This is a genomic window from Lutibacter flavus (genome assembly GCF_900188355.1).
In the GTDB taxonomy this organism is placed as follows: domain Bacteria; phylum Bacteroidota; class Bacteroidia; order Flavobacteriales; family Flavobacteriaceae; genus Lutibacter; species Lutibacter flavus.
This window is the reverse complement of the sequence record NZ_FZNX01000001.1, coordinates 1,299,168-1,324,481: the sequence shown is the minus strand read 5'-3', so window position 1 is coordinate 1,324,481 and position 25,314 is coordinate 1,299,168. Positions and strand designations below refer to the sequence as shown.

Genomic DNA, 25,314 nt, shown 5'->3' with positions numbered 1-25,314 from the left:
TTTAACAATTAATTTAGTGATTGTAAAATTAGTTTACTAATTGTCTTCGCTTTGTTTAGAATCATAATATGTGTTCCTTTTTCAATAGGAATACAATTTTTTATATGTTTTATTGGAAAAACGTGATCATCAACACCTTGAATATGAACAATATTATTTAAAGTTTCCTCTTGTTGCCAATGCAGCACATTGTAAATAGCCCAGTTTAAATATTTTTCATCTCTAACGGATAAATATTCTTTATATAATTTAACACGTTTTTTAGCAAAATCACCAAAAGCATACATTGTTAAATCTTCAAGATTATCAATAGATTTTGAAGGGAATAATTTATAGGCCCAAGTTTTTTGAATTACTTTTAAACGTTTTGGTAATTCATTTTTATTTTTAACGCTGGATATCAATATTATTTTTTTAACCTTTAAATGTTTACTCATTTCCTGCACCATAATCCCTCCAAAAGAAACACCAATTAAAACAGGATCTTTTTCTGTAACTAAATGAGCCATTCGTTTGGCATAATCTTCAATTTTTTCGGTATCAGATAAAGGAAGTAACCACTCTAAATAATGAAACTCAAATTTATCTTTTGGCAATTGCAAGTATTCAAATATTTTAGGACTTGCAGCTAATCCCGGGACAAAGTAAATAGGTGTTTTTTTATGATCCATTGCTAATAATTCCTAATAAAATTGGTTTTAATCCGCTAAAGAAAAATTCAACCGCTATCACCATAACTATTAATCCCATTAATCGCATCATAACTTTATTACCAGTAGAGCCTAATTTTTCAGTTATTTTACTTGCTCCAACCAATACCAAATAAGTGATAAATAGCACAAGTGCAATTACTGAAACTAACACTATTTTTTGTTGATAATCATTTGCTTCTTCCATTAAGATAATTGCATTGGTTATTGCACCAGGTCCGCAAATCATAGGAATTGCTAAAGGAGTTATAGAGATATCTTCAACATAGGCATCAAGTTGATCTTCATCATCGGTATGCTTAAAATTACCTAATCGGGCTTGTAACATATCCCAACCCATCATAAAGAAAATAATACCACCAACAACTCTAAAACTATTTACTGAAATTCCAAAAAAGTTAAATAATATTTGACCTGAAAATGCAAATGCAATTACGGTTAAAAATGCTACTATTGTTGCTTTTTTTGCTGTTTGTTTACGACGAGTTTTACTTAAAGAAGCTGTCATCGACATAAAAATAGGCATGGTGCCTAGTGGGTTGATAATCGTAAAAAAAGCTGTAAAAGCTAACAAACCAAAAGAGTATAAATCGTACAAAATAAATAGTTTATTTAATTAGTTATTGAAACAGAAATCCAATCAAAACGTACAATTCCATCTTCATCAATTTTCGTTAATTTAATAGGATGCAATGTATTTATCAAATCAGGATTCCAAGGTGTTTTTACTTTTACGTAATTTTCTGTAAATCCGTGAATAAAACCTTCCTTATTTTCGCTTTCAAAAAGCACTGTTAATTCATTTCCAATTTGACTTTCATAAAAAGCTCTTCGTTTTTTAACCGATAAACCTCTTAACATTTTACTACGTTTAGCTCGTACATTTTTTGATACTACATTATCCATTTCGGCAGCTTCTGTATTTGGTCTTTCAGAATATGTAAAAACGTGTAAATAAGAAATATTTAATTCGTTTAAATAATTATAAGTTTCTAAAAATAATTTATCAGTCTCTCCTGGAAACCCAACAATTACATCAACTCCAATACAAGCATTTGGCATTGCTTTTTTTATCGCATCAACTCTATTTGTATAGGTTTCTTTTTGGTAACGACGCTTCATTAATTTTAATAGCTCATCGCTTCCAGTTTGCAATGGAATATGAAAATGAGGAACAAAACTGTTAGAATTTGCTACAAACTCTATGGTTTCATTCTTCAACAAATTAGGTTCAATAGAAGAAATTCTTAAACGGTGAATTCCATCAACAGTATCGAGTGCTTTTACCAATTCAAAAAAGGTATGTTCGTGTTTTTTGTTTCCAAACTCACCTTTACCATAATCACCAATATTTACACCTGTCAGTACAATTTCTTTAATACCTTTTTCAGAAATTTCTTTGGCGTTCTGCAATACGTTTTCTAATTCATCACTTCGTGAAATCCCTCTGGCTAAAGGAATTGTGCAATAGGTACATTTATAATCACAACCATCCTGTACTTTCAAAAAAGCACGAGTTCTATCCCCAATTGAATAAGAACCAACATAAAAATCGGCTTCTTCAATTTCACACGAGTGAACTTCACCCATATCATTTTTAGAAAGGTCGTTTATATAATTGGTAACTTTAAATTTTTCGGTAGCTCCCAACACCAAATCTACACCATCAACAGCAGCTAATTCTTCTGGTTTTAACTGGGCATAACAACCAATAGCAATTAAAAATGCTTCTTCGTTTTTCTTTAATGCCGACTTCACAATAGATTTAAATCTTTTATCAGCATTATCAGTAACAGAACACGTGTTAATTACGTATATATCAGCCTTTTCCTCAAATTCAACACGTTCAAAACCTTCTCCTAGAAAGTTTCTTGCAATGGTTGAAGTTTCAGAAAAATTAAGTTTACATCCAAGTGTATAAAATGCGACTTTTTTTTGTGCGCTCATTCTTGTACATTTATCGAGTGCAAAAGTACAGAATAATTGATAATATTTGAAACCAATCGACTTAGAGTTCAAAAATTAACAATTTCGAAAATAAATGACTTTCAAAAAAGACAAAAGAATATAGATGTGATATATTGCAGTAATGGCAACAGTTTTTGAAAAATTTTGCATCAATTTATTATAAATAGGAACACGAAGTGTCTTAAATTGCAGTATCTTAAAATAGATATAAATGTATAAAATAGATTATAAATATTTTAATTGTATTGTGAAAATTGAGCTAACAGGTTTAATAAGTGTTAATGAGGTTCTTGATTTAGCAAAAGAATTATCCAATAATGTTAAAGGTAATAATACATTATATCTTTCTGATACACGAATGGCTGAATATAACTGGGATATACACGAGATAAAATTATTGAAAGATAATTTATCTTCGATTGTAAATCATGAAAAAGTGAACTATGAGGCTGTTTTAGTAAATGATCCCGAAACGCATGTTTTAACAACTTTATTTCATGAAGAATGGATAGGAAACAGCCATTTTAAAAAGGTTTTTACAACAAAGGCTGCTGCAATAAAGTGGTTGTTAAATTTCAAATAAATAATATAGAAATTAAATTTTATTATGATTGCAAATACACCAAAACCACCTTATTACACAGTAATCTTTTCCACCATACGAACTGAAATAGATGAAGGTTATTTAGAAACAGCAGAAAAAATGGAAGAATTAGCCAAATTACAAGATGGTTACCTAGGAATTGAGTCAGCTAGAAATGATGTGGGAATTACAGTTTCTTATTGGGAAAGTTTGGAAGCTATTTTAAACTGGAAAAATAATGCTGAACATATAATTGCGCGTGAAAAGGGGAGAGCACTTTGGTATAAAAAATACCAACTTAGAATTAGTAAAGTAGAACATGACTATGGGTTTGAGAAGTAGGTTTTTAATAGTTGTTATTGGTTGTTTGTTACTGGTTTCTTGTGCTGATGAAGAAATTAAAAAAAGAGATGCTCAGGTTTTTAGGTATAATGAACACGCCAATATTACCACTTTAGATCCGGCATTTGCAAAAGATTTAAGAACTATTTGGGCAACAAACCAACTATTTAATGGTTTGGTACAGTTAGATGATGAATTAAAAATTAAACCAGATATTGCACATTCCTGGACAATTTCTGATGATGCAAAAACATATGAATTCAATCTGAAAAATAACATAAAATTTCACAAGCATAGTTTGTTTGGTAAAGACTCAACTAGAAATGTAATTGCCAGTGATTTTGAATACAGTTTTAATAGATTGATTGATCCAAATGTGGCTTCTCCAGGGAAATGGGTATTGGAATATGTGGAGCGCTTTGAAGCCAAAAACGATAGCACATTTGTAATAAATTTAAAACAACCTTTTCCGCCGTTTTTAAGTTTACTAAGTATGAAATATTGTTCGGTACTTCCAAAAGAAGCAGTTGATTATTTTGGAGATACGTTTAGAGCAAATCCAATAGGTACTGGACCATTTCAATTTAAGTTATGGGTAGAAAACACAAAATTGGTTTTTCGCAAAAATACTACTTACCATGAAAAAGATAAAAATGGATATAAATTGCCTTATTTAGAAGCGGTTGCAATTACGTTTTTACCAGACAAACAAAGTGAATTTTTGCAATTTATACAAGGGAATATTGATTTTATGAGCAGTATAGACGCTTCTTATAAAGACGATTTATTAACCACAGATGGAAAACTTACCGATAGTTATAAGGATAAAATAAATATGGTTACTGGTCCTTATTTAAATACCGAATATTTAGGAGTTTATATGGATGCAGATGAGAAAGAAGTACATTCAAAAAAAATAAGACAAGCGCTAAATTACGGTTTTGATCGTGAAAAAATGATTTTGTATTTGAGAAACGGAATTGGAACTCCAGCTATTAATGGTTTTATCCCTAAAGGATTACCTTCTTTTAATAATATGAAAGGATACACCTATCAGCCAGAAAAAGCAAGGGAATTAGTAAAATCGTATATAGAAGAAACGGGTAATTTAAAACCTTCAGTTACTATAGGTACCAACAGTCAGTATTTAGATTTATGTGAATACATACAAAGAGAATTGGAAAAAACTGGGTTGAAAGTTAATATAGATGTAATGCCGCCTTCAACATTACGTCAGGTTAAAGTAAATGGTCAGCTTAGTATTTTTAGAGGAAGTTGGGTTGCCGATTACCCAGATGCAGAAAATTACTTATTTATTTTTCACAGTAAAAATTTCTCACCAAACGGACCAAATTATACACATTATAGTTCTAAAGAATATGATGCTTTGTTCGAAAAATCCATTCAAATTATAGATAATGAAAAAAGACATGTATTATACCGAAAAATGGATAGTTTAGTAATGGAATCAGCTGCAGTAATACCCTTATATTATGATGAGGTGGTACGTTTCTCTCAAAAAAATGTTAGTGGATTAGGAATAAATCCAGTTAATTTATTGAGTATTAAAATGGTTAAGAAGGAATAATCTCAACTTCAAAAATATCTAACCCATTAGAATTAGTAAACAACTCTTTTGAAAGCATTTCTTTACCTGTATAAGGATAGGCAGTAATAGGTTCTATGCACAACATATTATCAACAGGTGTCCATAACATAAAATTATTGAAACCTTTCGTTCTAATGGAGATATTAGACCCTGTTTTTTTTAGTAAAGAAATTTCAGAGGTGTTTAAAACAGGATATGCTGTATCTCCACCTTTCATAATTTCGGGTATTGTAATTTCTTTAATTTCGGTTTTTACAAGTTCATCTAAATTACTGTTTAACATAAATGCAGGATGATAACCCAGCATAAAAGGCATTCCTTTTTCTGCTATAATTTCAAAAGTAATTTTTAAGGATTCGTTTGTTAATTCAAAACTTTTCTTAAAGGTGAAACTATAAGGCCAGGAAAGCAATCTGGCGGAAGATTTTTCAGGATATTTTGAATTTTCAATAGCAGAATATGCAGCATATTTTTTAATAAATGAACAGGATTTTTCTGTTTTACTTGTAGCCGAATACTCTAATTCTCTTAAAAGTCCGTGTTGATCTTGACTGTAATTCCCTTTTGGAGTACCAACTCTAAAATTGTTGGCTTCAGTTGGACCAATAATTGGAAACATTTCTGTATCGGAATTTCTCCAGCCTGGATTTCCTTTTTGATGCATTAATTCTTCACCATTTTTTTGGTAACTAATTAATTCACCCTTTTCAATTTTTACAATAGAAATTTTGTCTGTGCTTATTAAAATCATTTATATTTTTTTTAAGAAAGAGGAAATTTACCGTTATGCTGTATTTTATATCTGTAACTAATACTATTATTGGCTAACGTCTTGCTGAATTTATTTCAGCATCTCATCATACTAAGACCTGGGTTTATGAGATGCTGAAATAAATTCAGGGTGACGAGAATCTACTTATTATTTTCTACAATATAGTCCAACATTTTTTTAACTAAATGCGCTCTATCAACTCCGCGCACATTATGTTCGTGCATTGGATAGGTGAAAAAATCGATTTGAGTTTTTTGTTTTACAGCTTCCTGTAATAATGTCATACTATGTTGAGGTACAACAACAGGATCTACACTGCCGTGAATTATAAGCATTTTACCATCTAAATTTTTAATATAATTTGCAACTTTGGTTTTTTCATAACCTTCTGGATTTTCTTGAGGTGTATCCATATATCGTTCACCATACATAACTTCGTAATATTTCCAATCAATTACAGGTCCGCCGGCAACTGCAGTAGTAAACATTCCTGGGTTGCGTAACATTAAACTTGTAGTCATAAAACCACCATAACTCCAGCCATTAACAGCAATTCTACTGCTGTCCACATAACTTAAAGATTTTAAATAATCAACACCAGTTAGTTGATCTTCAATTTCAGCATCACCTAAATTACGGTGAATAATACTTTCAAAAGCAAAACCTCTATTTGCAGAACCTCTATTGTCTAAAGTGAAAATAATGTAATCTTCTAAAGTTGAAAAAGCGGTCATCCAAAGGCTTGCACCGCCTAGCCAAGAATTTGTATTCATTTGAGCGTGAGGCCCACCATAAACATAAATTAAAACAGGGTATTTTTTTGACGCATCAAAGTTAGCAGGTTTAATAACTCGGGAATATAAATCAGTTCCGTCAGTTCCTTTTAAAGTTACAAATTCAGTAGTTCCTAAATTGTACTCTTTTAAAGGGTTTTCTGCATTATAAACTAAAGTTGACTTTCCTTTTTTAGTTTCAACTATCTCAATAGAATTAGGAGTAGTTAAGTTACTATAGGAATCAATTAAATAGTTTCCATTCGTACTTAACTGTGTTCTATGCGTACCATTTGTACTTGTTAGTTTAGTATATTTTCCTGATTTTAAATTTACTTTAAAAGTATGAGATTCTCTGGCATCTGCACCTGTTCCAGTAATAAATACATTTTTTGCTAAAGCGTCGAAACCTAAAATTCCGGTAACAACCCAATCAAATTTAGTTAATTGTTTAACCAGTTTGCCTTCAGAGGTATATTGGTATAAATTCATAAACCCATCACGCTCGCTAAACCATAAAAAGTTTGTGGTACTTTTAGGTAAAAACACGGCATCAAATTCTGGTTCGGTCCATTTATCACTGGTTTCTTCAAATAAAGTATTCACTTTTTTACCGGTTTCAACACTATATCTGTTATACCAAACGTGATTTTGACCGCGATTTATTTCAGCTACCAATACAAATTTTTCATCTGGTGTCCAGGATAAGTTTGTTAAATAATGCTCATCTGAAGTATCAATATCAAGATACGTTGTTGATTGCGTAGCTAAATTGAAAATTCCAATTTTTGCAATTTCACTTCCTTGTCCGGCCATTGGATATTTAATATTTTTTAAAGAAGCAGGGTAGGTGTTAATATCAACTAACGGATAATCTGCTACATTACTCTCATCTTTTTGATAGAATGCCAAATAATTACCTTTTGGGCTCCAAAAAGTACCTTTATAGATTCCAAACTCACTTCTATGAATTGCTTGTCCGCTAACTATGTTTTTATCTTCTATCTCAGTTACTACAATTTTTGGATTTGCAGCGTTGGCTATAAATAAATTGTTGTCAATTGTATATGCAATTGCTTTGGCTTTTGAATTGTATTCTGTGTTTTTGGCATTTTCGTCAAAATGTATTGAAGTGCTTTTAGACTTTGACACGTAATTATAAACTTCAATAGAACTTCCATTTTGAAATGTAAAGTCGGTAGCTGAAATTTCCTGTAAATAGGGAAGTCTTTTTATCTCAGGATATACTTTTTTAAGAGCTTCAAAAGATAAATTAGAAACAACTTTATTGGTTTTAGCATTTGTAAAAATTAATTCATTCTCTTTTTTAAAAGCGTAGTTGCTGGTATTTTCAATCCATTGTAAGTTGGATAAAGAAGAAGGATATAATCCTTTGTAATAACCTAATACGGCATCTTCAATTGATAATTCTTTTTGTTGTGAATAACCTAAAATAAAGGTGCAAATAAATAGAAACGAAATTAATTTTTTCATTATTATGGAGTTAATTATTAAACAAAGTAAAGTTAGATATTTAAAGGTTTTTTTACCTGATGTTTATCAGTTTGTATTAAAATTGATACGCGCCATTATTGGATAATGATCGGAATATTTTACATCGTAAGTTTTAAAGTTATTTACTTCAAACTTTTTATCTGTTAATATAAAATCGATTCTAAATGGAAAATGATAATCAAAAGATTTTCCAAATCCTTTTCCGGCAACTTCAAATGCATCGTTTTTATTAGTTTTTAATGTATTGTACACCCAGGAAAAAGCATTGTTATTAAAATCTCCACAAATAATGGATTTATAGGTTGCTTTTTCTTGATGTAGTAAAATTAAATCTGCCTGATTGGTTTGTTTTTTAAAGGCTTTTTCCACTCTTATTCTTAGTTTTTCAGAATTTTCTTGTGTTAATGTTTCCTCTTTAGGATTAATTTTAAGTGATTCTAAGTGAACATTATATACTCTAATTGTATCTTTATCTTTAACAATATCGGCAAAAATTGCATTGTTACTACTATTTGAAAAATCTAATGACCCAGATTTAATTATTTTGTATTTTGAAAAAATAGCGTGTCCAAAATTATTATGGTTGGTTCTAATTTTTACATATTGATACGGATATTTTATATCAAGCTCTTTTGAAGGATGAAACTCTTGAATACATAAAATGTCTGGAGATTTTTCTTTAATAAAGTCATATATTTTTTGATCTACATTTTTCTCATCTATCCAATTATACAAGTTAAACATTCGCACATTATAACTCATAACTTTTAGATCATTAGTTAGCAATACTTTTTTTTCAGAAAAACTGTAAAATTTTGTAATAAATTGAAAACCAATTAGTAGTATGATTGTAGAAAGTAAAAACTGTTTCTTTAATTTTAGAATCCAATAAATTATAAAAAGTAAATTAAGAATAATTAGGAAAGGAATAGATAAACTTATAAATGATATAAATGAAAAAGTGTTAGGTGAAATATAATAGCTTAAAAATGAAATAAGCAGCATAGTAGCCAATAATGAATTGACTATAAATAATAATTTATCTACTAATGATAATTTCTGCATCTGTTACTTTTTCCCGGCCCTAAATAAAAAATCCTTTTCTTCTTGCGTTAAACTTTCGTACCCTGATTTACTTATTTTATCTAAAATTTCATCAATTTTTCGTTGCTTGGTTTTGGTTACTTCATCTTTTGAGGATCTGCTTTTAGATTTGTGAACAGTTTTTAAAGGTGAACTCTTTTTTGGCTGGACTAAATTAGTAAAGAAATTTATAATAGACTCAAACCATTTTCCAATATCATTTCCTTTATCTAATTGTTTAGAATAAAGATATCCAAAAGCAGCACCACTAATATGAGCAATTGCGCCTCCATTGTCTGGATTTGCTAATTGTAAAATACTTAACGCTACCCAAATTGCGGCCATTACCCATAATTCTACACTTCCAATAAACCGTAATTGTAAAGAATAACGAGGAATTTTGGTGGCTAATGCAACAAAAATTGTTGTAACTGCTGCGGAAGCTCCGCCTAAAGGAGCTCCATTTTTACTAGCAAAATAATTATAACTTAAAAATACAACACCTCCAACAAGAGCACCTAAAAAATAAAAGTTTAAAAATTGCTTTTTAGAATAAAAATTTAAAAAGAGATTGCCAATATAATAAAGGATTAATAGATTTGATAATACATGAAATAGTCGTTCATGAATAAATGCGTAGGTTATAAGTGTCCAAGGTTTAAATATAAAACTGTCGATTGTAGCTGGTAAAGCAAGATATTCAATAATAAATCTACTGAATAATACAGTTATCAAAAATAAAAATACATTTACATATATTATTTTTTCAACGATGTTTGCTTTGTACCAAGCTTGTTTTATGTCGTTAATTATATTCACTTTAGTTCCAGCGTTTAAATTGGTTTTGTTTCCAATACCAGGCAATTAAAAATCCGATTAATGCTCCACCAACATGGGCAAAATGGGCAACATTTCCTATGGAATATTTTGTCATTCCAAAGAATAAATCTCCTAAAATTATAGCAGGAATAAAGTATTTTGCTGCAATTGGAACAGGGAAAAATATCAATGCTAATTTAGCATTAGGGAAAGATAGACCAAAAGCTACTAAAATTCCATAAATGGCACCTGAGGCTCCAACGGCGGGTGTATGGTAAGTTGCATAAAACTCATTTAATTTAGCTTCGGAAATAGTTTCTAAAATTGTATTGTTATAACTACCGGTGGTTAATATATTTTGAATATCGGTACTTGACAATCCAATATTTATAAGTTGGTCGTATATATTATTAAACTGGTAATAATTTACCAATGTGTAAATTACTCCTGCACCTAAACCAGCAGAAAGATAGAAGAAAATAAATTTATTTCTTCCCCACATTTGTTCTAATGGAGTTCCAAAAGCCCATAAGCCATACATATTGAATAATATATGTGAAAACCCGCCATGCATAAACATATGTGTAGCAAATTGCCAAAATCCAAATTTTTCATTTTCAGGGAAATAGAGTGCAAACATACTTTGCAAATCAAACCCTTGAATAAGTTGTGGTGCTATAAATAATATAACATTTATTATAATAAGATGCTTAACAGCTTCTGTAATTCTTCCCATAATTTCAACTAGTTATCAATTAATAGTTGTTAAACTTTTTATCAATTTCATCAATATTTATTGTTACAAATGTAATTTTTCCAAATGGAGATAAATCTGGTTGTTTACAAGAAAATAGTTTGTTTACCATTTCTTCTTGTTCTTTCAAATTTAATTTACTTCCTGTTTTTATGGCTAAACTTTTTGCTAAACTTTTTGACATAATATCAAGCTGACTAAAACTCGTATCTGGAACATCATTTTTAATATCCTCTAATAATTGCTCTATAATAATAGTAATTTGACTTTCAGAAATATTTACTGGTATTCCTTTTACTATAATTGTATCATCTAATATATCGCCAAATAAAAACCCAACACTTTCTAAATCTTCTTTAATTTCTTTTATTAAAGTGATATCAGATTTACTAAAAGAAATTTCTAAAGGAAACAACAATTGTTGGCTCATTGCTTCTTTAACGGTAATATTTTCTAAAAATTCTTCATATAAAATACGTTGATGTGCTAAATGCTGATTGATATATACAATACCAGATTTAATACTGCTTACAATATATTTATTATGAATTTGATAGGTTTTGCTATTTGGTTTTTCATCTGAAAATAAAGAGGTATTTACGGTTTCTGATTCAACTTCTATATTTTGTATATCTAAACCTGTATATAAACTTTCCCATTGCGATTGTGTTTCGCGTTTGTAAGGAGTATTTACAGTTTTTTCTGCTTCTGATTTAAAAGGATTAAAATTAGGGTCAACATTTACTCTTGGTGTTGCCGAACTTTTATTCTTAAACGCATACGGAGTATCAAAAGAATTACTACGCTCAAAATCTAAGACCGGAGCAACATTGTATTGACCTAAACTATGTTTTATTGTTGAACGTAAAATTGCATATAACGTTTTTTCATCTTCAAATTTAATTTCAGTTTTTGTAGGGTGAATATTTATATCAATACTTTTAGTTGGTACAGTTAAATATAAAAAATAGGTTGGGTGATATCCACCAGAAAGTAAACTTTCGAATGCACTTGTAACCGCATGATTTAAATAAGCATTTTTAATAAAACGATCATTTACAAAAAAGAATTGTTCCCCTCTTTTTTTCTTTGCGAATTCAGGTTTAGTTACGAAACCATTAATTTCTACAACATCAGTTATTTCATTAATAGGAACTAATTTTTCATTCGTTTTTTTTCCTAGAATTGCTACAATTCTTTGGCGTAAGTTACTGGAGGTTAGATTGTATACTTCGTTTTCATTGTGGTAAAACGAAAATGAAATTGATGCATGTGCCAATGCAACACGTTGAAATTCGTTAACAATATGACGCGTTTCTATAGTGTTTGATTTTAAAAAATTTCTGCGAGCAGGAATATTATAAAATAAATTTTTAACAGCTACAGATGTACCAGTTGAAGTTGAAATTCGATCGTGACTCACTAATTTACTTCCTTCAATTTTAATAAGTGTACCTAAATCGCTTTCTTCTTGTTTGGTTTTTAAATCTACATGAGCAATTGCAGCAATTGATGCCAACGCTTCACCTCTAAAACCTTTGGTATGTAAATTAAATAAGTCTTCTGCCTTTTTTATTTTTGAAGTTGCGTGGCGTTCAAAGCTTAATCTGGCATCGGTTTGGCTCATTCCTTTACCGTTATCAATTACCTGAATTAAAATTTTACCAGCTTCTTTAATAATTAGTTTAATATTTGTTGCTCCAGCATCTATCGCGTTTTCTAATAATTCCTTTACAACAGATGCAGGTCGTTGAACGACTTCACCAGCTGCAATTTGATTAGCAACGTGATCAGGTAAAAGCTGAATGATGTCTGACATCTAAAATGGTTTCTTGAAAATTGTTAAATCGAAATCGATTATATATAAAAAAATGAAAACTAAAATAGCAATAATAATTAGGAGTAATTTATTACTGCCTTTCTTTTCTTTACTATTTAATTCTTCATAAGCCGACTTAAATTTATCTTTAATTCCTTTGTTATCCCCAACAGTAGTTCTAAATTCATCAAATTTATGACCAATTTTATAAGGGTTTCCTTCACCTTTATAATATCTTGGTTGATAGTCAAATTTTTTATTAGTACGTCTCTTTAAGATTCCCATAAATTATCAAAAATAAAAATAGATTATACAGTAATCCTCAAAAATACTGAATTATAAAGTTGTGGTCAAGTTTTTTAAAAAAGTAGGGTGTTAAAACTCTCTTAAAGCTGCCATTTTTATAGCGGCGATAGCACTCTCAATGCCTTTGTTACCGTGCTTTCCGCCTGAACGGTCTATTGATTGTTGTTTTGTGTTATCTGTTAAAACACAAAAAATAATTGGAACATCAAATTTAATGTTTAAATCTTTTATTCCTTGAGTAACGCCATCACAAACAAAATCGAAATGTTTTGTTTCTCCCTGAATCACATTTCCAATTGCAATAATAGCATCTAATTTTTGAGTTTCAATCATTTTTTTACAACCGTAAATAAGTTCAAAACTACCTGGAACGTCCCATTTAATTATATTTTCTTCAGTTGCTCCGTTTTCTAAAAAAGCTTCTTTTGCGCCTAAATATAAGTTTTCTGTGATATCAGGATTCCATTCAGAAACAACAATCCCAAACCGAAATTTCTTCGCGTTTGGGATTGTGGCTTTATCGTAATTAGATAAATTAGTTGTTGCCATTACAGCTTAGTTTTTTGATGCAAATGTTGCTTTATTGATATAGATATCTATATTTTTTGCTTCTGGAGCATCTGGAAATTCTTTTTTAATTCTTTTAAAAAGATCTAATGCTTTATCAAACTTTTCTAAATCCATTGCTGTATTTGCTGCTTTAAATAAAAAAAGCGGAGTAGAAAAATTGTTTTCTCTTAAGTTTGCTGCTTTTAAATAATAGTCTAAAGCATCTTCAGGTTGATTGATATCTGCAAAAGCATCTCCAATTGCACCTTTTGCAGTTGGACCTAATAATTCATCTTCAGAAGAAAAATCTTCTAAATAATCAATCGCTTCTTTATAGTTTTTCAATTTTAAGTTAGAAATACCAGCATAATAATTTGCTAAATTTCCAGCTTTGGTTCCGCTAAATTCTTTTGCAATATCAACAAAACCATATTTTCCATCAGCACCATTTAATCCTAATGTTAATAAAGAATCTATTGCTACAGAACTATTTAATGCATCTTCAAAATATGCTTTTGGAAAAGCTAATTCATCAGCCGCGACTTTCTCTTTAGGAGCTTTTACATATTTTTGATACGCTAAATAACCTAAAATACTTGCAACTACTAATCCTAAAATAATAAAAATAGTTTTTTGATGCTTAATTACAAACTGTTCTGATTTTGAAGCCGTTTCATCTAAAGTGTTAAATACTTCAGCTGTAGTAGAATGACTCTCAACAGAATTTTGAGCTTTATTTGCTTTATTACCTCTCTTTTTATATGTTGCCATTTATTGTAAAATTTGTAGGCGCAAAAATAGAATTTTTAATTGGAAAGTAAAAATGCAATTGTGTCTAAATTTCCATTTATTTTGAATAATTTTGGACTTTCATAAAAAATAGATGCATTTACAAAAAATTACGCTGGTAAATTTTAAGAATTTTGAATCACAAACATTTGATTTTGAGAATAAAATCAATTGTTTTGTTGGTAATAATGGAGTTGGAAAAACAAATGTGTTAGATGCGATTTATTATCTGTCTTTTGCTAAAAGTTATTTTAATCCGGTAGCTGTTCAAAATATTAGGCATCACGAAGACTTTTTTATGATTCAGGGAGAATATCGTATTGAAGAGAAAATAGATACGGTTGTTTGCAGTTTAAAACGGGGAAATAAGAAAGTTTTAAAACGAAATGGGAAGGCTTATGAAAAATTTTCTGACCATATTGGTTATTTACCTTTGGTAATTATTTCGCCTGCAGATAGAGATTTAATAATTGAAGGGAGTGATACTAGAAGAAAGTTTATAGATGGTGTAATATCACAGTCGGATAAAAGTTATTTAACAACAATTTTAAATTATAATAAAGTTTTAGCCCAAAGAAATTCATTATTAAAGTATTTTGCTGCCAATAGAGTTTTTGACGCCATTAATTTAAAAGTTTATGATGAGCAATTAGAACGTTATGGAACTATAATTTTTGAAAAAAGAACAGCATTCCTAAATTCCTTTATTCCTATTTTTAAAAAAAGGTATGAATCTATATCTAATAGTAAAGAAACAGTGAATGTGGAATATAAATCACAACTTCAAGATAAAAATATAATACAATTATTTGAGCAGAATTTAGAACGGGATCGTATATTGCAATATACAAGTGTAGGAATTCATAAGGATGATTTAACTTTTGAAATTGATGGGTATCCAATTAAAAAATTTGGTTCTCAAGGTCAGCAAAAATCCTATTTAATTGCCTTAAAACTGGCACAATTCGATTTTATTAAATCGCAGGCTAAAGTAAAGCCTATATTGTTGTTAGATGATATTTTTGATAAATTAGATGACTTACGTGTAGAACAATTGATTAATTTAGTAAATAATGATAATTTTGGACAGTTATTTATTAGTGATACACACGAGGAAAGAACAGAGGAGGTTATAAAAAGAACAGAACAATCATATAAAATATTTAAGTTATAATGGTGAAAAGGCAAAATGAATTTCAATCCATACAGGATTTGATGAAAGATGTAATAAAGGAGAATAAACTTACAAAAGGAATGCATCAATTGTCGGTGAAAGAGGCCTGGGCTAATCTTATGGGAAATGGAGTTGTGTCTAATACAGATAAGGTAGAATTACAAGGTAAAACTTTAATTGTAAAATTAAAATCCTCTGTATTAAGAGAAGAATTGAGTTATGGAAAAGAGAAAATACTTAAAATGATGAATGAAGAATTAGGAGAAATTTTAATTTCTAAAGTACTATTGTGTTAAATAAAAAAATCCGCTAATTAGCGGATTTTTTTATTTGATTTATTTGTTGATTAAAAGAAATTTCCTGAGAACACTTCTCTACCTGAAAAATGAAAAGCACTTTCAATAGCAGCGTTTTCATCACTATCTGAACCGTGAATTGCATTATTTCCAATTGATTCAGCATATAGTTTTCTTATGGTTCCTTCAGCTGCTTCAGCTGGATTGGTAGCACCAATTAAAACTCTAAAATCTTCAACCGCATTTTCTTTTTCTAAAATTGCAGATACAATTGGTCCACATGTCATATAATCAACTAGTTCTCCAAAAAATGGGCGATCTTTATGAATTTTATAAAATTCTTCAGCACCTGCTTTTGTTAATCTTGTCATTTTCATTGCTATAATTTTAAATCCAGCAGCGTTTATTTTTTCTAAAATTGCCCCGATGTAACCCTTGTCAACTGCATCAGGTTTTAACATTGTAAATGTTCTATTTGTAGTCATTTTATATTTTTTGAATTTTTAAGTGCCGCAAATATAGTATTTTATGGCTAACTTCAAATTTACTAAAAATATTTTTTCATTATAACTTTTATAGGGAATTAATTATAACATCTAATTCCTTTTTTACTTAAGATTTTGGTTTAATATAAAAATAGCAGGAAAAATATATATGAAATTAACAATTTTTATTAGCTTAATTTTAACAAACATACAACTGGGGTAATGAAATAGAATATTATAAAATTGTATATTTGCAACTTATGAATGTAAGTGAAATTAAAGAAATAAAGGAATTACTATCTACTCCAAAAAAAATAGTAATTGTACCACATAGAAATCCTGATGGAGATGCTATAGGCGCTAGTTTAGCAATGTATCATTATTTAATAAAAAAAGGTCATTTTACTACTGTTGTTGCACCAAATGATTATCCTAATTTTTTAAAATGGTTACCAGATTCTAAAGAAGTTTTAAAGTTTGATATGCAAAATCGTCAATCTAAAAAAGCCATAGATGAAGCTACAATAATATTTTTGTTGGATTTTAATGCGTTGCATCGTGTTGGGTCGGATATGGAAAATACCCTGAAAGATTTTGATGGTACTTTTATTATGATTGATCATCATCAACAACCAGATGCTATTGCAGACTATTTATTTTCAGATACTTCTATTTGTTCAACCTGTCAAATGGTGTATCATTTTTTAGAAAAATTAGATGATGTGGATACTATTGATGCTGAAATAGCAACTAGTTTATATACTGGAATAATGACAGATACCGGTTCATTTAGATTTGCTTCAACAACAAGTGTAACTCATAAAATAATTGGCGATTTAATTGACAGAGGGGCAAAAAATTCGCTGATTCACAATCATGTGTATGATACCAATTCCTATAGTAGATTGCAACTTTTAGGGCGTGCCTTAAGTAATTTGGTAGTAATTGATAAACTTAAAACGGCATATATAACGTTGTCTCAAGACGAATTAAACCAGTTTAATTATCAAAAGGGAGATACCGAAGGTGTTGTAAATTATGCGCTATCTCTTGAAGGTGTTATTTTTGCAGCGATTTTTATTGAAGACATTGATCAAAAAATTGTGAAAATATCATTTAGATCCAAAGGAAGTTTTTCAGTAAATAAATTTGCTCGAAATCATTTTGATGGAGGTGGACATGACAATGCAGCAGGCGGAAAATCTGAAATTTCTTTAAAAGCGACAGTTTCAAAATTTTTAAGTATTATTCCAGACTATAAAAATGATTTATTAAATTCATATGAAGTATAAAGAATTCATATATTTTATAATTTTTGTGCTTGTTTCTTGTAATGAACCAATTCCTAGACAACCTATTGTTAGAAAAACTTCAACATTAATGAATACTTCTGTTGAGTACAATAAAACATTAATTTCTAGAGAAGAAGCCGATTTTAATTATTTAATGAAAAAGGATTCATTAAATAATTATATTGCAAGCGATTTTGGATTTTGGTATAAAATTGATTCTAAAAACACTGAAGGTTATACACCTAAATCTGGTGATGAAGTAATATATTCGAATGATATTTATGATATAAATTATCAATTAATATATAGTGCCGATGAAATAGGTACTCAAAAATATATAGTAGATAAACAGGAAATTGTTGAAGGACTAAGAGAGGGTTTAAAATTGATGAGTGAAGGAAACACAGTAACTTTTTTGTTCCCATCTCATAAAGTTTTTGGATATTTGGGGGATCAAAATAAAATTAATATAAATCAACCGTTAATATATAAAGTTCAATTAATTAAAATAAATAAAAAAAATGAAAGTAATTAAATTCTTATTTCTAAGTATAATAGTAGTATCATTAGCTTCATGTAATTCTCAAGGAGTTACAAATAAATCGTTAGAAACACAAGTGGATTCTGTAAGCTATGCCTTAGGTTTAGATATGGGTCTTAAGCTTCGAACTAATTTTGATAATGTAAATAAAGATTTATATATGGCAGGAGTAAAAAGTGGAATTGATTCTACTAATTTACTATTCGAACAAAAAGATCTTAATACAGTTATTAATGCTTATTTTCAAAAAATTCAACAAGAGAAAAGAAAAGAACAACAAGAAGCTGCTGCAAAAAAGGCTGAAAGTGATTTTGCTGAAGTAAAAGCTGAAAGTGAAAAATTTCTTGAAGAAAATAAAACTAAAAATGGTGTTGTAACAACTGAAAGTGGTGTTCAATACATTGTTTTAAAAGAAGGAAAAGGTGAAAAACCATTAAAAACATCAAAAGTAAAAGTTCATTATCATGGAACTTTAATTGACGGAACAGTATTTGACAGTTCTGTAGATAAAGGTACGCCAGCCGAATTTGGTGTGAATAGAGTTATAAAAGGTTGGACAGAAGGATTACAATTAATGTCTGTAGGTTCAAAATACAAATTCTTTATTCCTCAAGAATTAGGATATGGTGCTACACCACGTCAAGGTGGTAAAATAAGACCTTTTGATGCTTTAGTTTTTGAAGTGGAATTATTAGAAATTGTAAAAAAATAAACATATAAAATATGAGAATATTTAAATTAGTTTTAATTGTATTTTCTTTAATAATTGTATCGTGTAAACCTACTAAATATGCTGATTTAGAAGATGGGATGTATGCAGATATGATAACTAACAAAGGAACTATTTTATTAAAATTGGAGTTTGAGAAAACTCCAATTACTGTGGCTAATTTTGTTTCTTTGGCTGAAGGTTCAAATGAGCAAGTTGTAGATTCTTTAAAAGGTAAACATTTTTATGATGGTCTTGTTTTTCATAGAGTAATTAAAGATTTTATGTGTCAGGGAGGTGATCCTTTAGCAACTGGTTCTGGTGATCCGGGATATAAATTTATTGATGAATTTCCAAAAGATTCAGTTGGTAATTTATTGCTGAAACATGATAAAGCTGGTGTTTTATCAATGGCAAATTCAGGACCTGCAACTAATGGAAGTCAGTTTTTTATTACTTATAAAGATACTCCTTGGTTAGATGGTAAGCATACTGTTTTTGGAAATGTTATTAAAGGTCATAATGTTGTTGATTCAATAGCACAAAATGACACCATAAAAACACTTGAAATAATTAAGGTTGGAAAATTGGCCAAAAAATTTAAAGGAGGAGCCATTTTCTCTAAATATTTTATAGAACAAGAGAAAGAAAGTAAATTAAAAGAGGAGAGACTTCAAGCTGTTTTTTCAGAAAAGCTAAAAAGTTTTAAAGAAAACAATACAAAAGGAACTGAATTACCTTCTGGATTAAAGTTTGTAATTACTGAAACTAAGGATGGAGAAAAACCAGTTTTAGGATCAAAAGTAAAAGTAAATTATGCAGGTTATTTTACCACTGGTAAATTGTTTGATACAAGTTTTAAAGAAGTTGCAAAAGCCTATGAAACTTATGATGAACATAGGGACGCACAAAATGGTTATGCACCGTTTGAAACTGTGTATGGACCAGAGGCTCGTTTAATTCCTGGTTTTAGAGAAGGTTTACAACAAATGAAACTTGGTGATAAAGCAATGCTTTTTATCCCTTCTCATTTGGGTTATGGAGCTCAAGGTGCTGGTAGTGTTATACCTCCAAATTCTGATTTAGTTTTTGAATTAGAATTAGTTGAAGTAGTTAAATAAAATTATACTATTAGTATTCAATGATAGATTTATTAATTGATAAAGACGTTGAATTACTAATTTACCTAAATAATTTAGGTTCAGAACAATGGGATGGTTTCTGGCTTGTTTTAACAAACAAGTTTAGTGCCATCCCATTATATTTATTACTACTTTATTTCACATTTAAAAAGTTTGGTTTTATAAAAACTATAATTGTAGTATTGTTTGTAATTGTGTTGATTTCAATTTCTGACCAAACAAGTAATTTGTTTAAGTATGGTTTTAAACGATTGCGTCCTTGCCACGATGAAAATATTTTAAATTTAGTACGTTTAGTAAAAGAACGCTGTGGTGGATTGTATTCTTACTTTTCTGCACACGCCTCTAACTCTATGGCGATTGCAATATTTTTTAGTTTTTTATTAAAAAGGAGCTATAAAATACTTCCTTTTTTCTTAATATTTTGGGCTTTATTAATAGCTTATAGCAGAGTTTATATAGGAGTTCATTTTCCATTAGATGTGCTCACAGGAGTTATAATTGGAGGTTTTTATGGAATCCTGTTTTATAAACTGTTTAAAGTATTTTTAAAAAAGTTTGGAACTACCTAGATGTATAGATTTCTTTATTTAGTGGTTTGATAAAAATCAAAAGGAAAATTACACTAAAGGCCAATTCATATATTTCCCATTTCCTATTTGATGAAATAAAAACCAATAAGGCAGTAACTGCCAAAAATGAAATGGTGTGGTGCCATTGAACAATTGGAACTGCAAATTTATTCACTAAATTTTTAATCCATTCGTATTTTCTAAAAAGAAACGGTGTAATTATTAAATAAATTACCAGAACTACTGTTAAAAGCTGACTAAAAATTAACTTATTAATCTTTGTTCCGTCAACAACCATATTGTGTAAATTGGTTTCTCCTTGGGCGTTATTTTCTAAAAAATATTCTGAAGATTCTATATTAAAAATGCGCTGTCCCCAGGATATTTCTTCACCTGCTCCAAAAAAGAAAACAATGGCCATTGCCAATATCCCAATTTTCCAAAATAAGTCTTTATGCTTAAAAAGTTTAAAAAAACGATATAACAATAACATACTAGAAATAAACAGAAATATAGCTGAACCACCTTCGACATATCCGTCTTCAACCGTATACACTTCATCAAAATACTGAAGGTTTGTGTTTGCGTAATAAATTCCTAATCCAAATATTATAATTAAAAATAAATAGGCAATTTTATCGATGTTAGTAAGTGTTTTCATATGTCTATATTAATATTTTTTAACGGTCACATGCTGTTCGCTATTTGTCATTTCATTGGACGATAAACTTTTTAACATGCTCGTTTCATATGTCAAAAGTACTATTTTTTTGATACTAAATAAAACTGTCTAATTAATCGTTCTTTCATTTTAGAACCAACATTTAAATTATAAGTTTCAATTAATTTTAAATTATAGTTTGAGTTTAATTCTGCAGTTATAGTTTCAATATCAGCATTCATAATTAACAGCCCGAAATTTGTTTCTAAAGGTATTTGTAAAGTTTCATTTTTATAAATGTCTTTTAAAATTCCATTATAATCCCAAAGTAATTCAGGGGCTATTTCACCAATTGAATAGGTGTTTATTTTATAATTTGTTTCAATTGTATGTAAAGAATTTATAGCTTTAAATTGATCATTTTTATTGAAACTTTTTGAAATAGGTAAGCCAAATAAAAATATGGAAACCATAAAAAGAATGGTTAAGTAAAACACTTGTAAAATTCTCTTTTTAATTAAAGATTTAAAAATTAAAACACCAATTAAAATAGCCGAAATGGATGTTAAAATATAATTGATTAAATATTGTTGAATATCTTCCTTTAATATAAAAAACAACGCAATAGGCAGTGTAATTGCAATTGTTGCAATCAATCCAAAATTAAAAAAGACAGGAAGTGTTTCTTTTTTAGATGTTAATTCTTTAAAATTTTCAATTAAATATTGTATATAAAAACCAGTATTTAAAGCCAATGGAATTAAAACCGGCATTAAATAACGGGCTTTTTTTTCTGGTATGCAGGAAAGTAAAATTACAGCAGAAATAGTCCACCAAAAAGTAAATTTATATGCTTTTTTATTTTCAACACGTTTTATTAAATAAGGATATAACAAGCCTATAAAAGCAGGAATTGTCCATAAACCAGATTGTGTAAAAAAGCTCCAATAATAATAGAAGGGTTTTACATTATAACTACTCCAATTGCCAGTTTCTTTGGTTGCGATTTCTAAAAAAGCCTCTGGATCTGCATATCTTACATAAAAAAACCACCAGCCACCAACTAATATAAATGTAATTACCCAGCTTAGTAAAGGTGTAATTTTAGATTTAATACTTTTAAATTTAATTACAATTCCATAAGAAATTAAAAACGGTAAAAACACGGCAAATAAAGACACAGGGCCTTTACTCATAATTGAAAATCCAATAAAAATACCTGAAAGTAAAGCGTTCTTCCAAACAGATTTATTTTTTTCAAAAAGGAGAAAAAGAAAATACAAGCCGGCAAGCATAAGCCCATGTGCAAAAATATCCCAGGGAGCTTCACTAATTATAGCAAATACATAAAATGAAGTAATTAATAGTAAACTATTATTTAAACTATGTTTTTTAGATAATTCTAATTTTAGAGATAAATAATATCCGAAAATCCCTAAAAATAAGACCATTAAAGCGGCTGGTAATCTTAATCCAAAAAGGTTTTTAAATCCAAATATTAAGCCTGAAATAGCTGTTAGCCAAGTTGGTAAAGGTGGTTTTTGATATCTTGGTTCACCGTTCATTGTAGTTAATAACCAATTGTTATCATTTACTATTTCACGAGCTGTAATAAAATTTCGCGCTTCCATAATAGTAACATTTGGAACATCTAAATGAATCAAAAGCATTAGTATAATTACAATTGATAAAGTTGCTATTGGATACTTTTCAAGGGTTTTAATCATTTTTAAATCTTTTAAAAAAATACAATCAGAATGAGCTACTTATTAAATTTATAAATACTTTTTTTATAATTAGTATCTATTTTCTCAAGTAAGTTCATACTTTTTTTATCAATGTTTTTAATCTTTTTATGAGAAATAATTATTAAGAACGGTTTTTTAGATGAAAGTTGTTCTTCTAATTTTAAATTGTTTTCAAGTGCTTTTATTTTACCTTTTGAATAAAACTGACCAGAATAACTTTTATTTTGCCAATGATAAATGGGCAAGCTATCATTAATATGCTTTTCAATAAAATACTTATCGGAATTCATATAAAATTCCATTTTGTTTGTAAATGCCATTGAAATGTAAAGTAGTAATGCCAAAATTGGGAATACTAAACCAACACCAATAATTCTTTTTTTATGTTTAATTTCTCCCCAATAATGTGTAATTAATAATGCTATTGGTACCATTATAGGCATAATATATGGATGAATTAAGCTTTTTGAAACTGTAAAAAACAGCGGTGTCCATAATAGCCAAAGAATTAAATATAAAAGCCATTTATTTTTAAATACTACAGATTTGTTTTTCCAAAGTTTAATAGCTAGTATTTGAATCCAAGGGATTGCAAAAAGGATTAAAAATACCCAAATCATTCCTAATGGTTGAGATTTTGGGAATCCATATAGATCGCCTTTCCAACTAGAATCTAAAAATCGTTTAAAATGCTCACCTACAATAAAATAATCAATAAAGCCTGGTGTTTTTAATTCAGCTAAATAATACCAAGGGATTGCAATTATTGCAGTAATTAGAATTCCTACAACCCAGGGAATCGATTTCCATAAGGCTTTAAATTCTTTAGATAAAACTACCCAAACAAAAATTGGTGGTGCAGTTAAAATAATAATAATCGGTCCTTTTGCTAATAAACCCAAACCTAAGCCAACAAAGAATAAATATTTCCAAATGTTATTTTGTTTATTGTTGAGTGCCTCCCAAAATGAAATCATTACTAAAGTAACACAAAATGCCAAAGCAGTATCAGTTGAAACCACGCCTGAATGAATTAAAAACTCAGGAATTGTAAGTAATATAATACCCGGAATTAAAAAGTCTAGGCCTTTTCGTTTTGAATATTTTCCAATCAATAAAATGATAAATATACTTAATAGAAGGTATGGAAATCTTGTCGCAAACTCATTTACCCCAAACACCTTAAAACTTATTGCTGAAAACCAAGTTGAAAGTGGCGGCTTTGCCCAAAAAGGAACGCCATAGTCAATTTGTAAAGTTGTCCAATTGTTTGTCTCGGCCATAATTCTCGCTATTTCTGCATAACGAGCCTCTGTTTTATCCATTAAAGGAATTGCATAATTTAAAAAGGCTCTGAACAAAATTAGTACACTAACCAAAATAGCATAAGGAGATATTTTTTTAGTAAACAACTTCATCTTATATTTAAATTATTTTTGAATTAACGATAGTATTTTTTTATTTGAAATAAATCTATCCAAAGTTTGAAAAAATAACTTAATTCTACTTTTGAATCCCCTGAGTCTATCCAAGATTTTAATGGAATTTCTTTTGAAATATTTTTCATTTCATTTAATTCATAAATTGAAATTATACGATGAAATAATTCAACATCAAATAACCATTTTGAAATAAATTTATCTTTAAAAATTAATTTTGAGAGTTCTTTTTCAAAAATTTTACACCCACATTGTGTGTCATAAACAGGGAGTTTTAATTGTCTGGAAATAAAAGTAGCAATTACACGTCCAATTAAAAATCTTGAAAACTTGCGTTGAATATTAGAATCAATTTTAGCAATTCTTGATCCAAAAGCAAAGACGACATTATTATTAACTTGTTCACTAATTTCTACACATTCTTCTAAAGTGGTTGCCAAGTCAGCATCTAAATAGGCGATTTTTGTAAACTGATACGAAGTATTACAATGTTGAACCCCATTTCTAACTGCTTCCGCTTTTCCAACATTTTTGGGGGTAGAAATTACAGAAACATTTTGAGGGAAGTCTGTCTTAATTTTATCAAGTACTTTTAATGTTTTATCCTTAGAGCCATCATTAACAAAGCAGAGCAGTGTTGTTTTGTTTAATTTTAAAAATAAAGATATGCGAGTTATATCAAGTCTTTTTTCTTCATTATAACATGGAATTATAATGCACAACTTAAATTCTTCTGTCATTCTTTTTTTTAATTATAAATGTTTCTTCAATTAAGAAAAACATTGTTTAAATATTATTTTCAGTATACAAAGTTACAAATATACTATTATTATAATTTTAAATAAGGATAATAAAAAGTGCTCT

Annotated in this window: 27 protein-coding genes; 10 read left to right on the top strand and 17 right to left on the bottom strand. The window is 29.0% G+C overall.

Translation table 11 applies throughout. The features are described 5' to 3' along the window. Positions 1-8: 8 nt before the first annotated feature. From CHB63_RS05865 to mtaB, 3 genes are read right to left on the bottom strand one after another with little or no spacing between them, the layout of a single operon-like run. Positions 9-671 carry an alpha/beta fold hydrolase gene (locus CHB63_RS05865; RefSeq protein ID WP_089377467.1) on the bottom strand — a complete coding sequence of 221 codons (663 nt, stop codon included), beginning with the start codon at positions 669-671 and terminating at the stop codon, positions 9-11. Next, positions 661-1,308, bottom strand: coding sequence for a MarC family protein (locus CHB63_RS05860; RefSeq protein WP_089377466.1), 648 nt, complete (start codon positions 1,306-1,308; stop codon positions 661-663). Before CHB63_RS05860 ends, CHB63_RS05865 begins: the two co-directional genes overlap by 11 nt. A 14-nt stretch (positions 1,309-1,322) precedes the next feature. Next, positions 1,323-2,657: a tRNA (N(6)-L-threonylcarbamoyladenosine(37)-C(2))-methylthiotransferase MtaB gene (gene mtaB / locus CHB63_RS05855; RefSeq protein WP_089377465.1), complete on the bottom strand. Its 1,335-nt coding sequence runs from the start codon at positions 2,655-2,657 to the stop codon at positions 1,323-1,325. Positions 2,658-2,889: 232 nt separating this feature from the next. On the opposite strand from mtaB, the gene CHB63_RS05850 reads away from it, so the two are divergent. From CHB63_RS05850 to CHB63_RS05840, 3 genes are read left to right on the top strand one after another with little or no spacing between them, the layout of a single operon-like run. Beyond that, complete coding sequence (locus CHB63_RS05850) at positions 2,890-3,261, top strand: hypothetical protein (RefSeq protein WP_089377464.1); 372 nt, start codon at positions 2,890-2,892, stop codon at positions 3,259-3,261. 24 nt (positions 3,262-3,285) lie between these two features. Beyond that, positions 3,286-3,603, top strand: coding sequence for an antibiotic biosynthesis monooxygenase family protein (locus CHB63_RS05845; protein WP_089377463.1), 318 nt, complete (start codon positions 3,286-3,288; stop codon positions 3,601-3,603). Further along, positions 3,587-5,191, top strand: coding sequence for an ABC transporter substrate-binding protein (locus CHB63_RS05840; protein WP_089377462.1), 1,605 nt, complete (start codon positions 3,587-3,589; stop codon positions 5,189-5,191). The genes CHB63_RS05845 and CHB63_RS05840 overlap by 17 nt, the downstream gene beginning before the upstream one ends. Here CHB63_RS05840 and CHB63_RS05835 read toward each other — a convergent pair. The 9 genes from CHB63_RS05835 to CHB63_RS05795 all read right to left on the bottom strand — a co-directional run bounded on the left by CHB63_RS05835 (position 5,178) and on the right by CHB63_RS05795 (position 14,373). Then, positions 5,178-5,963 (bottom strand): aldose 1-epimerase, encoded by a 786-nt coding sequence (locus CHB63_RS05835; protein WP_089377461.1) that lies wholly within the window; start codon positions 5,961-5,963, stop codon positions 5,178-5,180. The two genes, CHB63_RS05840 and CHB63_RS05835, sit on opposite strands and share 14 nt — an antisense overlap. Before the next feature lie 161 nt (positions 5,964-6,124). Then, entirely contained in the window at positions 6,125-8,251 is a 2,127-nt protein-coding gene (locus CHB63_RS05830) for a S9 family peptidase (RefSeq protein WP_089377460.1), read from the bottom strand. Between the two features lie 66 nt (positions 8,252-8,317). Beyond that, positions 8,318-9,337, bottom strand: a complete 1,020-nt coding sequence (locus CHB63_RS05825) for an endonuclease/exonuclease/phosphatase family protein (RefSeq protein WP_089377459.1) — start codon at positions 9,335-9,337, stop codon at positions 8,318-8,320. Positions 9,338-9,340: 3 nt separating this feature from the next. Beyond that, a complete protein-coding gene (locus tag CHB63_RS05820) occupies positions 9,341-10,219 on the bottom strand; it encodes a rhomboid family protein (protein ID WP_245856784.1) in 879 nt (292 codons plus the stop codon). Then, on the bottom strand, positions 10,176-10,910 hold the full coding sequence (locus tag CHB63_RS05815) for a rhomboid family intramembrane serine protease (protein ID WP_089377458.1): 735 nt from the start codon (positions 10,908-10,910) through the stop codon (positions 10,176-10,178). The genes CHB63_RS05820 and CHB63_RS05815 overlap by 44 nt, the downstream gene beginning before the upstream one ends. Positions 10,911-10,929: 19 nt before the next feature. Then, a complete protein-coding gene (gene mutL / locus CHB63_RS05810; protein ID WP_089377457.1) occupies positions 10,930-12,747 on the bottom strand; it encodes a DNA mismatch repair endonuclease MutL in 1,818 nt (605 codons plus the stop codon). Next, positions 12,748-13,032, bottom strand: coding sequence for a riboflavin synthase subunit beta (locus tag CHB63_RS05805; RefSeq protein WP_089377456.1), 285 nt, complete (start codon positions 13,030-13,032; stop codon positions 12,748-12,750). A 90-nt stretch (positions 13,033-13,122) separates the two neighbouring features. Further along, entirely contained in the window at positions 13,123-13,602 is a 480-nt protein-coding gene (gene ribH / locus CHB63_RS05800) for a 6,7-dimethyl-8-ribityllumazine synthase (RefSeq protein ID WP_089377455.1), read from the bottom strand. 6 nt (positions 13,603-13,608) lie between these two features. Continuing rightward, the gene (locus CHB63_RS05795; protein WP_089377454.1) at positions 13,609-14,373 is read right to left on the bottom strand and encodes a tetratricopeptide repeat protein; all 765 of its coding nucleotides are present in this window, start codon (positions 14,371-14,373) and stop codon (positions 13,609-13,611) included. 112 nt (positions 14,374-14,485) lie between these two features. Here CHB63_RS05795 and recF point away from each other — a divergent pair, with 112 nt between their 5' ends. Both recF and CHB63_RS05785 read left to right on the top strand, forming a co-directional pair. Beyond that, positions 14,486-15,565 carry a DNA replication/repair protein RecF gene (gene recF / locus CHB63_RS05790; protein WP_089377453.1) on the top strand — a complete coding sequence of 360 codons (1,080 nt, stop codon included), beginning with the start codon at positions 14,486-14,488 and terminating at the stop codon, positions 15,563-15,565. Continuing rightward, the gene (locus tag CHB63_RS05785) at positions 15,565-15,861 is read left to right on the top strand and encodes a DUF721 domain-containing protein (RefSeq protein WP_089377452.1); all 297 of its coding nucleotides are present in this window, start codon (positions 15,565-15,567) and stop codon (positions 15,859-15,861) included. The genes recF and CHB63_RS05785 overlap by 1 nt, the downstream gene beginning before the upstream one ends. A 50-nt stretch (positions 15,862-15,911) precedes the next feature. Here CHB63_RS05785 and CHB63_RS05780 read toward each other — a convergent pair whose 3' ends face one another. Continuing rightward, complete coding sequence (locus CHB63_RS05780) at positions 15,912-16,346, bottom strand: nucleoside-diphosphate kinase (protein WP_089377451.1); 435 nt, start codon at positions 16,344-16,346, stop codon at positions 15,912-15,914. Positions 16,347-16,606: 260 nt separating this feature from the next. Between CHB63_RS05780 and CHB63_RS05775 the strand changes: the two genes are divergently transcribed. From CHB63_RS05775 to CHB63_RS05755, 5 genes are read left to right on the top strand one after another with little or no spacing between them, the layout of a single operon-like run. Beyond that, positions 16,607-17,638: a DHH family phosphoesterase gene (locus CHB63_RS05775; protein ID WP_089377450.1), complete on the top strand. Its 1,032-nt coding sequence runs from the start codon at positions 16,607-16,609 to the stop codon at positions 17,636-17,638. Then, a complete protein-coding gene (gldI, locus tag CHB63_RS05770) occupies positions 17,628-18,173 on the top strand; it encodes a gliding motility-associated peptidyl-prolyl isomerase GldI (RefSeq protein ID WP_089377449.1) in 546 nt (181 codons plus the stop codon). Before CHB63_RS05775 ends, gldI begins: the two co-directional genes overlap by 11 nt. Then, positions 18,160-18,891 (top strand): FKBP-type peptidyl-prolyl cis-trans isomerase, encoded by a 732-nt coding sequence (locus CHB63_RS05765; protein WP_089377448.1) that lies wholly within the window; start codon positions 18,160-18,162, stop codon positions 18,889-18,891. Before gldI ends, CHB63_RS05765 begins: the two co-directional genes overlap by 14 nt. Before the next feature lie 11 nt (positions 18,892-18,902). Beyond that, positions 18,903-20,009: a peptidylprolyl isomerase gene (locus CHB63_RS05760; RefSeq protein ID WP_089377447.1), complete on the top strand. Its 1,107-nt coding sequence runs from the start codon at positions 18,903-18,905 to the stop codon at positions 20,007-20,009. Positions 20,010-20,029: 20 nt separating this feature from the next. Next, entirely contained in the window at positions 20,030-20,602 is a 573-nt protein-coding gene (locus CHB63_RS05755) for a phosphatase PAP2 family protein (protein ID WP_089377446.1), read from the top strand. Here CHB63_RS05755 and CHB63_RS05750 read toward each other — a convergent pair. The 4 genes from CHB63_RS05750 to CHB63_RS05735 form a co-directional block, all read right to left on the bottom strand. After that, positions 20,595-21,263 carry a hypothetical protein gene (locus CHB63_RS05750; RefSeq protein ID WP_089377445.1) on the bottom strand — a complete coding sequence of 223 codons (669 nt, stop codon included), beginning with the start codon at positions 21,261-21,263 and terminating at the stop codon, positions 20,595-20,597. The genes CHB63_RS05755 and CHB63_RS05750 overlap by 8 nt on opposite strands. Before the next feature lie 101 nt (positions 21,264-21,364). Further along, positions 21,365-22,990, bottom strand: coding sequence for an ArnT family glycosyltransferase (locus CHB63_RS05745; RefSeq protein ID WP_089377444.1), 1,626 nt, complete (start codon positions 22,988-22,990; stop codon positions 21,365-21,367). Between the two features lie 35 nt (positions 22,991-23,025). Continuing rightward, on the bottom strand, positions 23,026-24,429 hold the full coding sequence (locus CHB63_RS05740) for an ArnT family glycosyltransferase (protein WP_089377443.1): 1,404 nt from the start codon (positions 24,427-24,429) through the stop codon (positions 23,026-23,028). Between the two features lie 23 nt (positions 24,430-24,452). Further along, positions 24,453-25,190: a glycosyltransferase gene (locus CHB63_RS05735; protein WP_089377442.1), complete on the bottom strand. Its 738-nt coding sequence runs from the start codon at positions 25,188-25,190 to the stop codon at positions 24,453-24,455. Between the last annotated feature and the right edge of the window lie 124 nt (positions 25,191-25,314).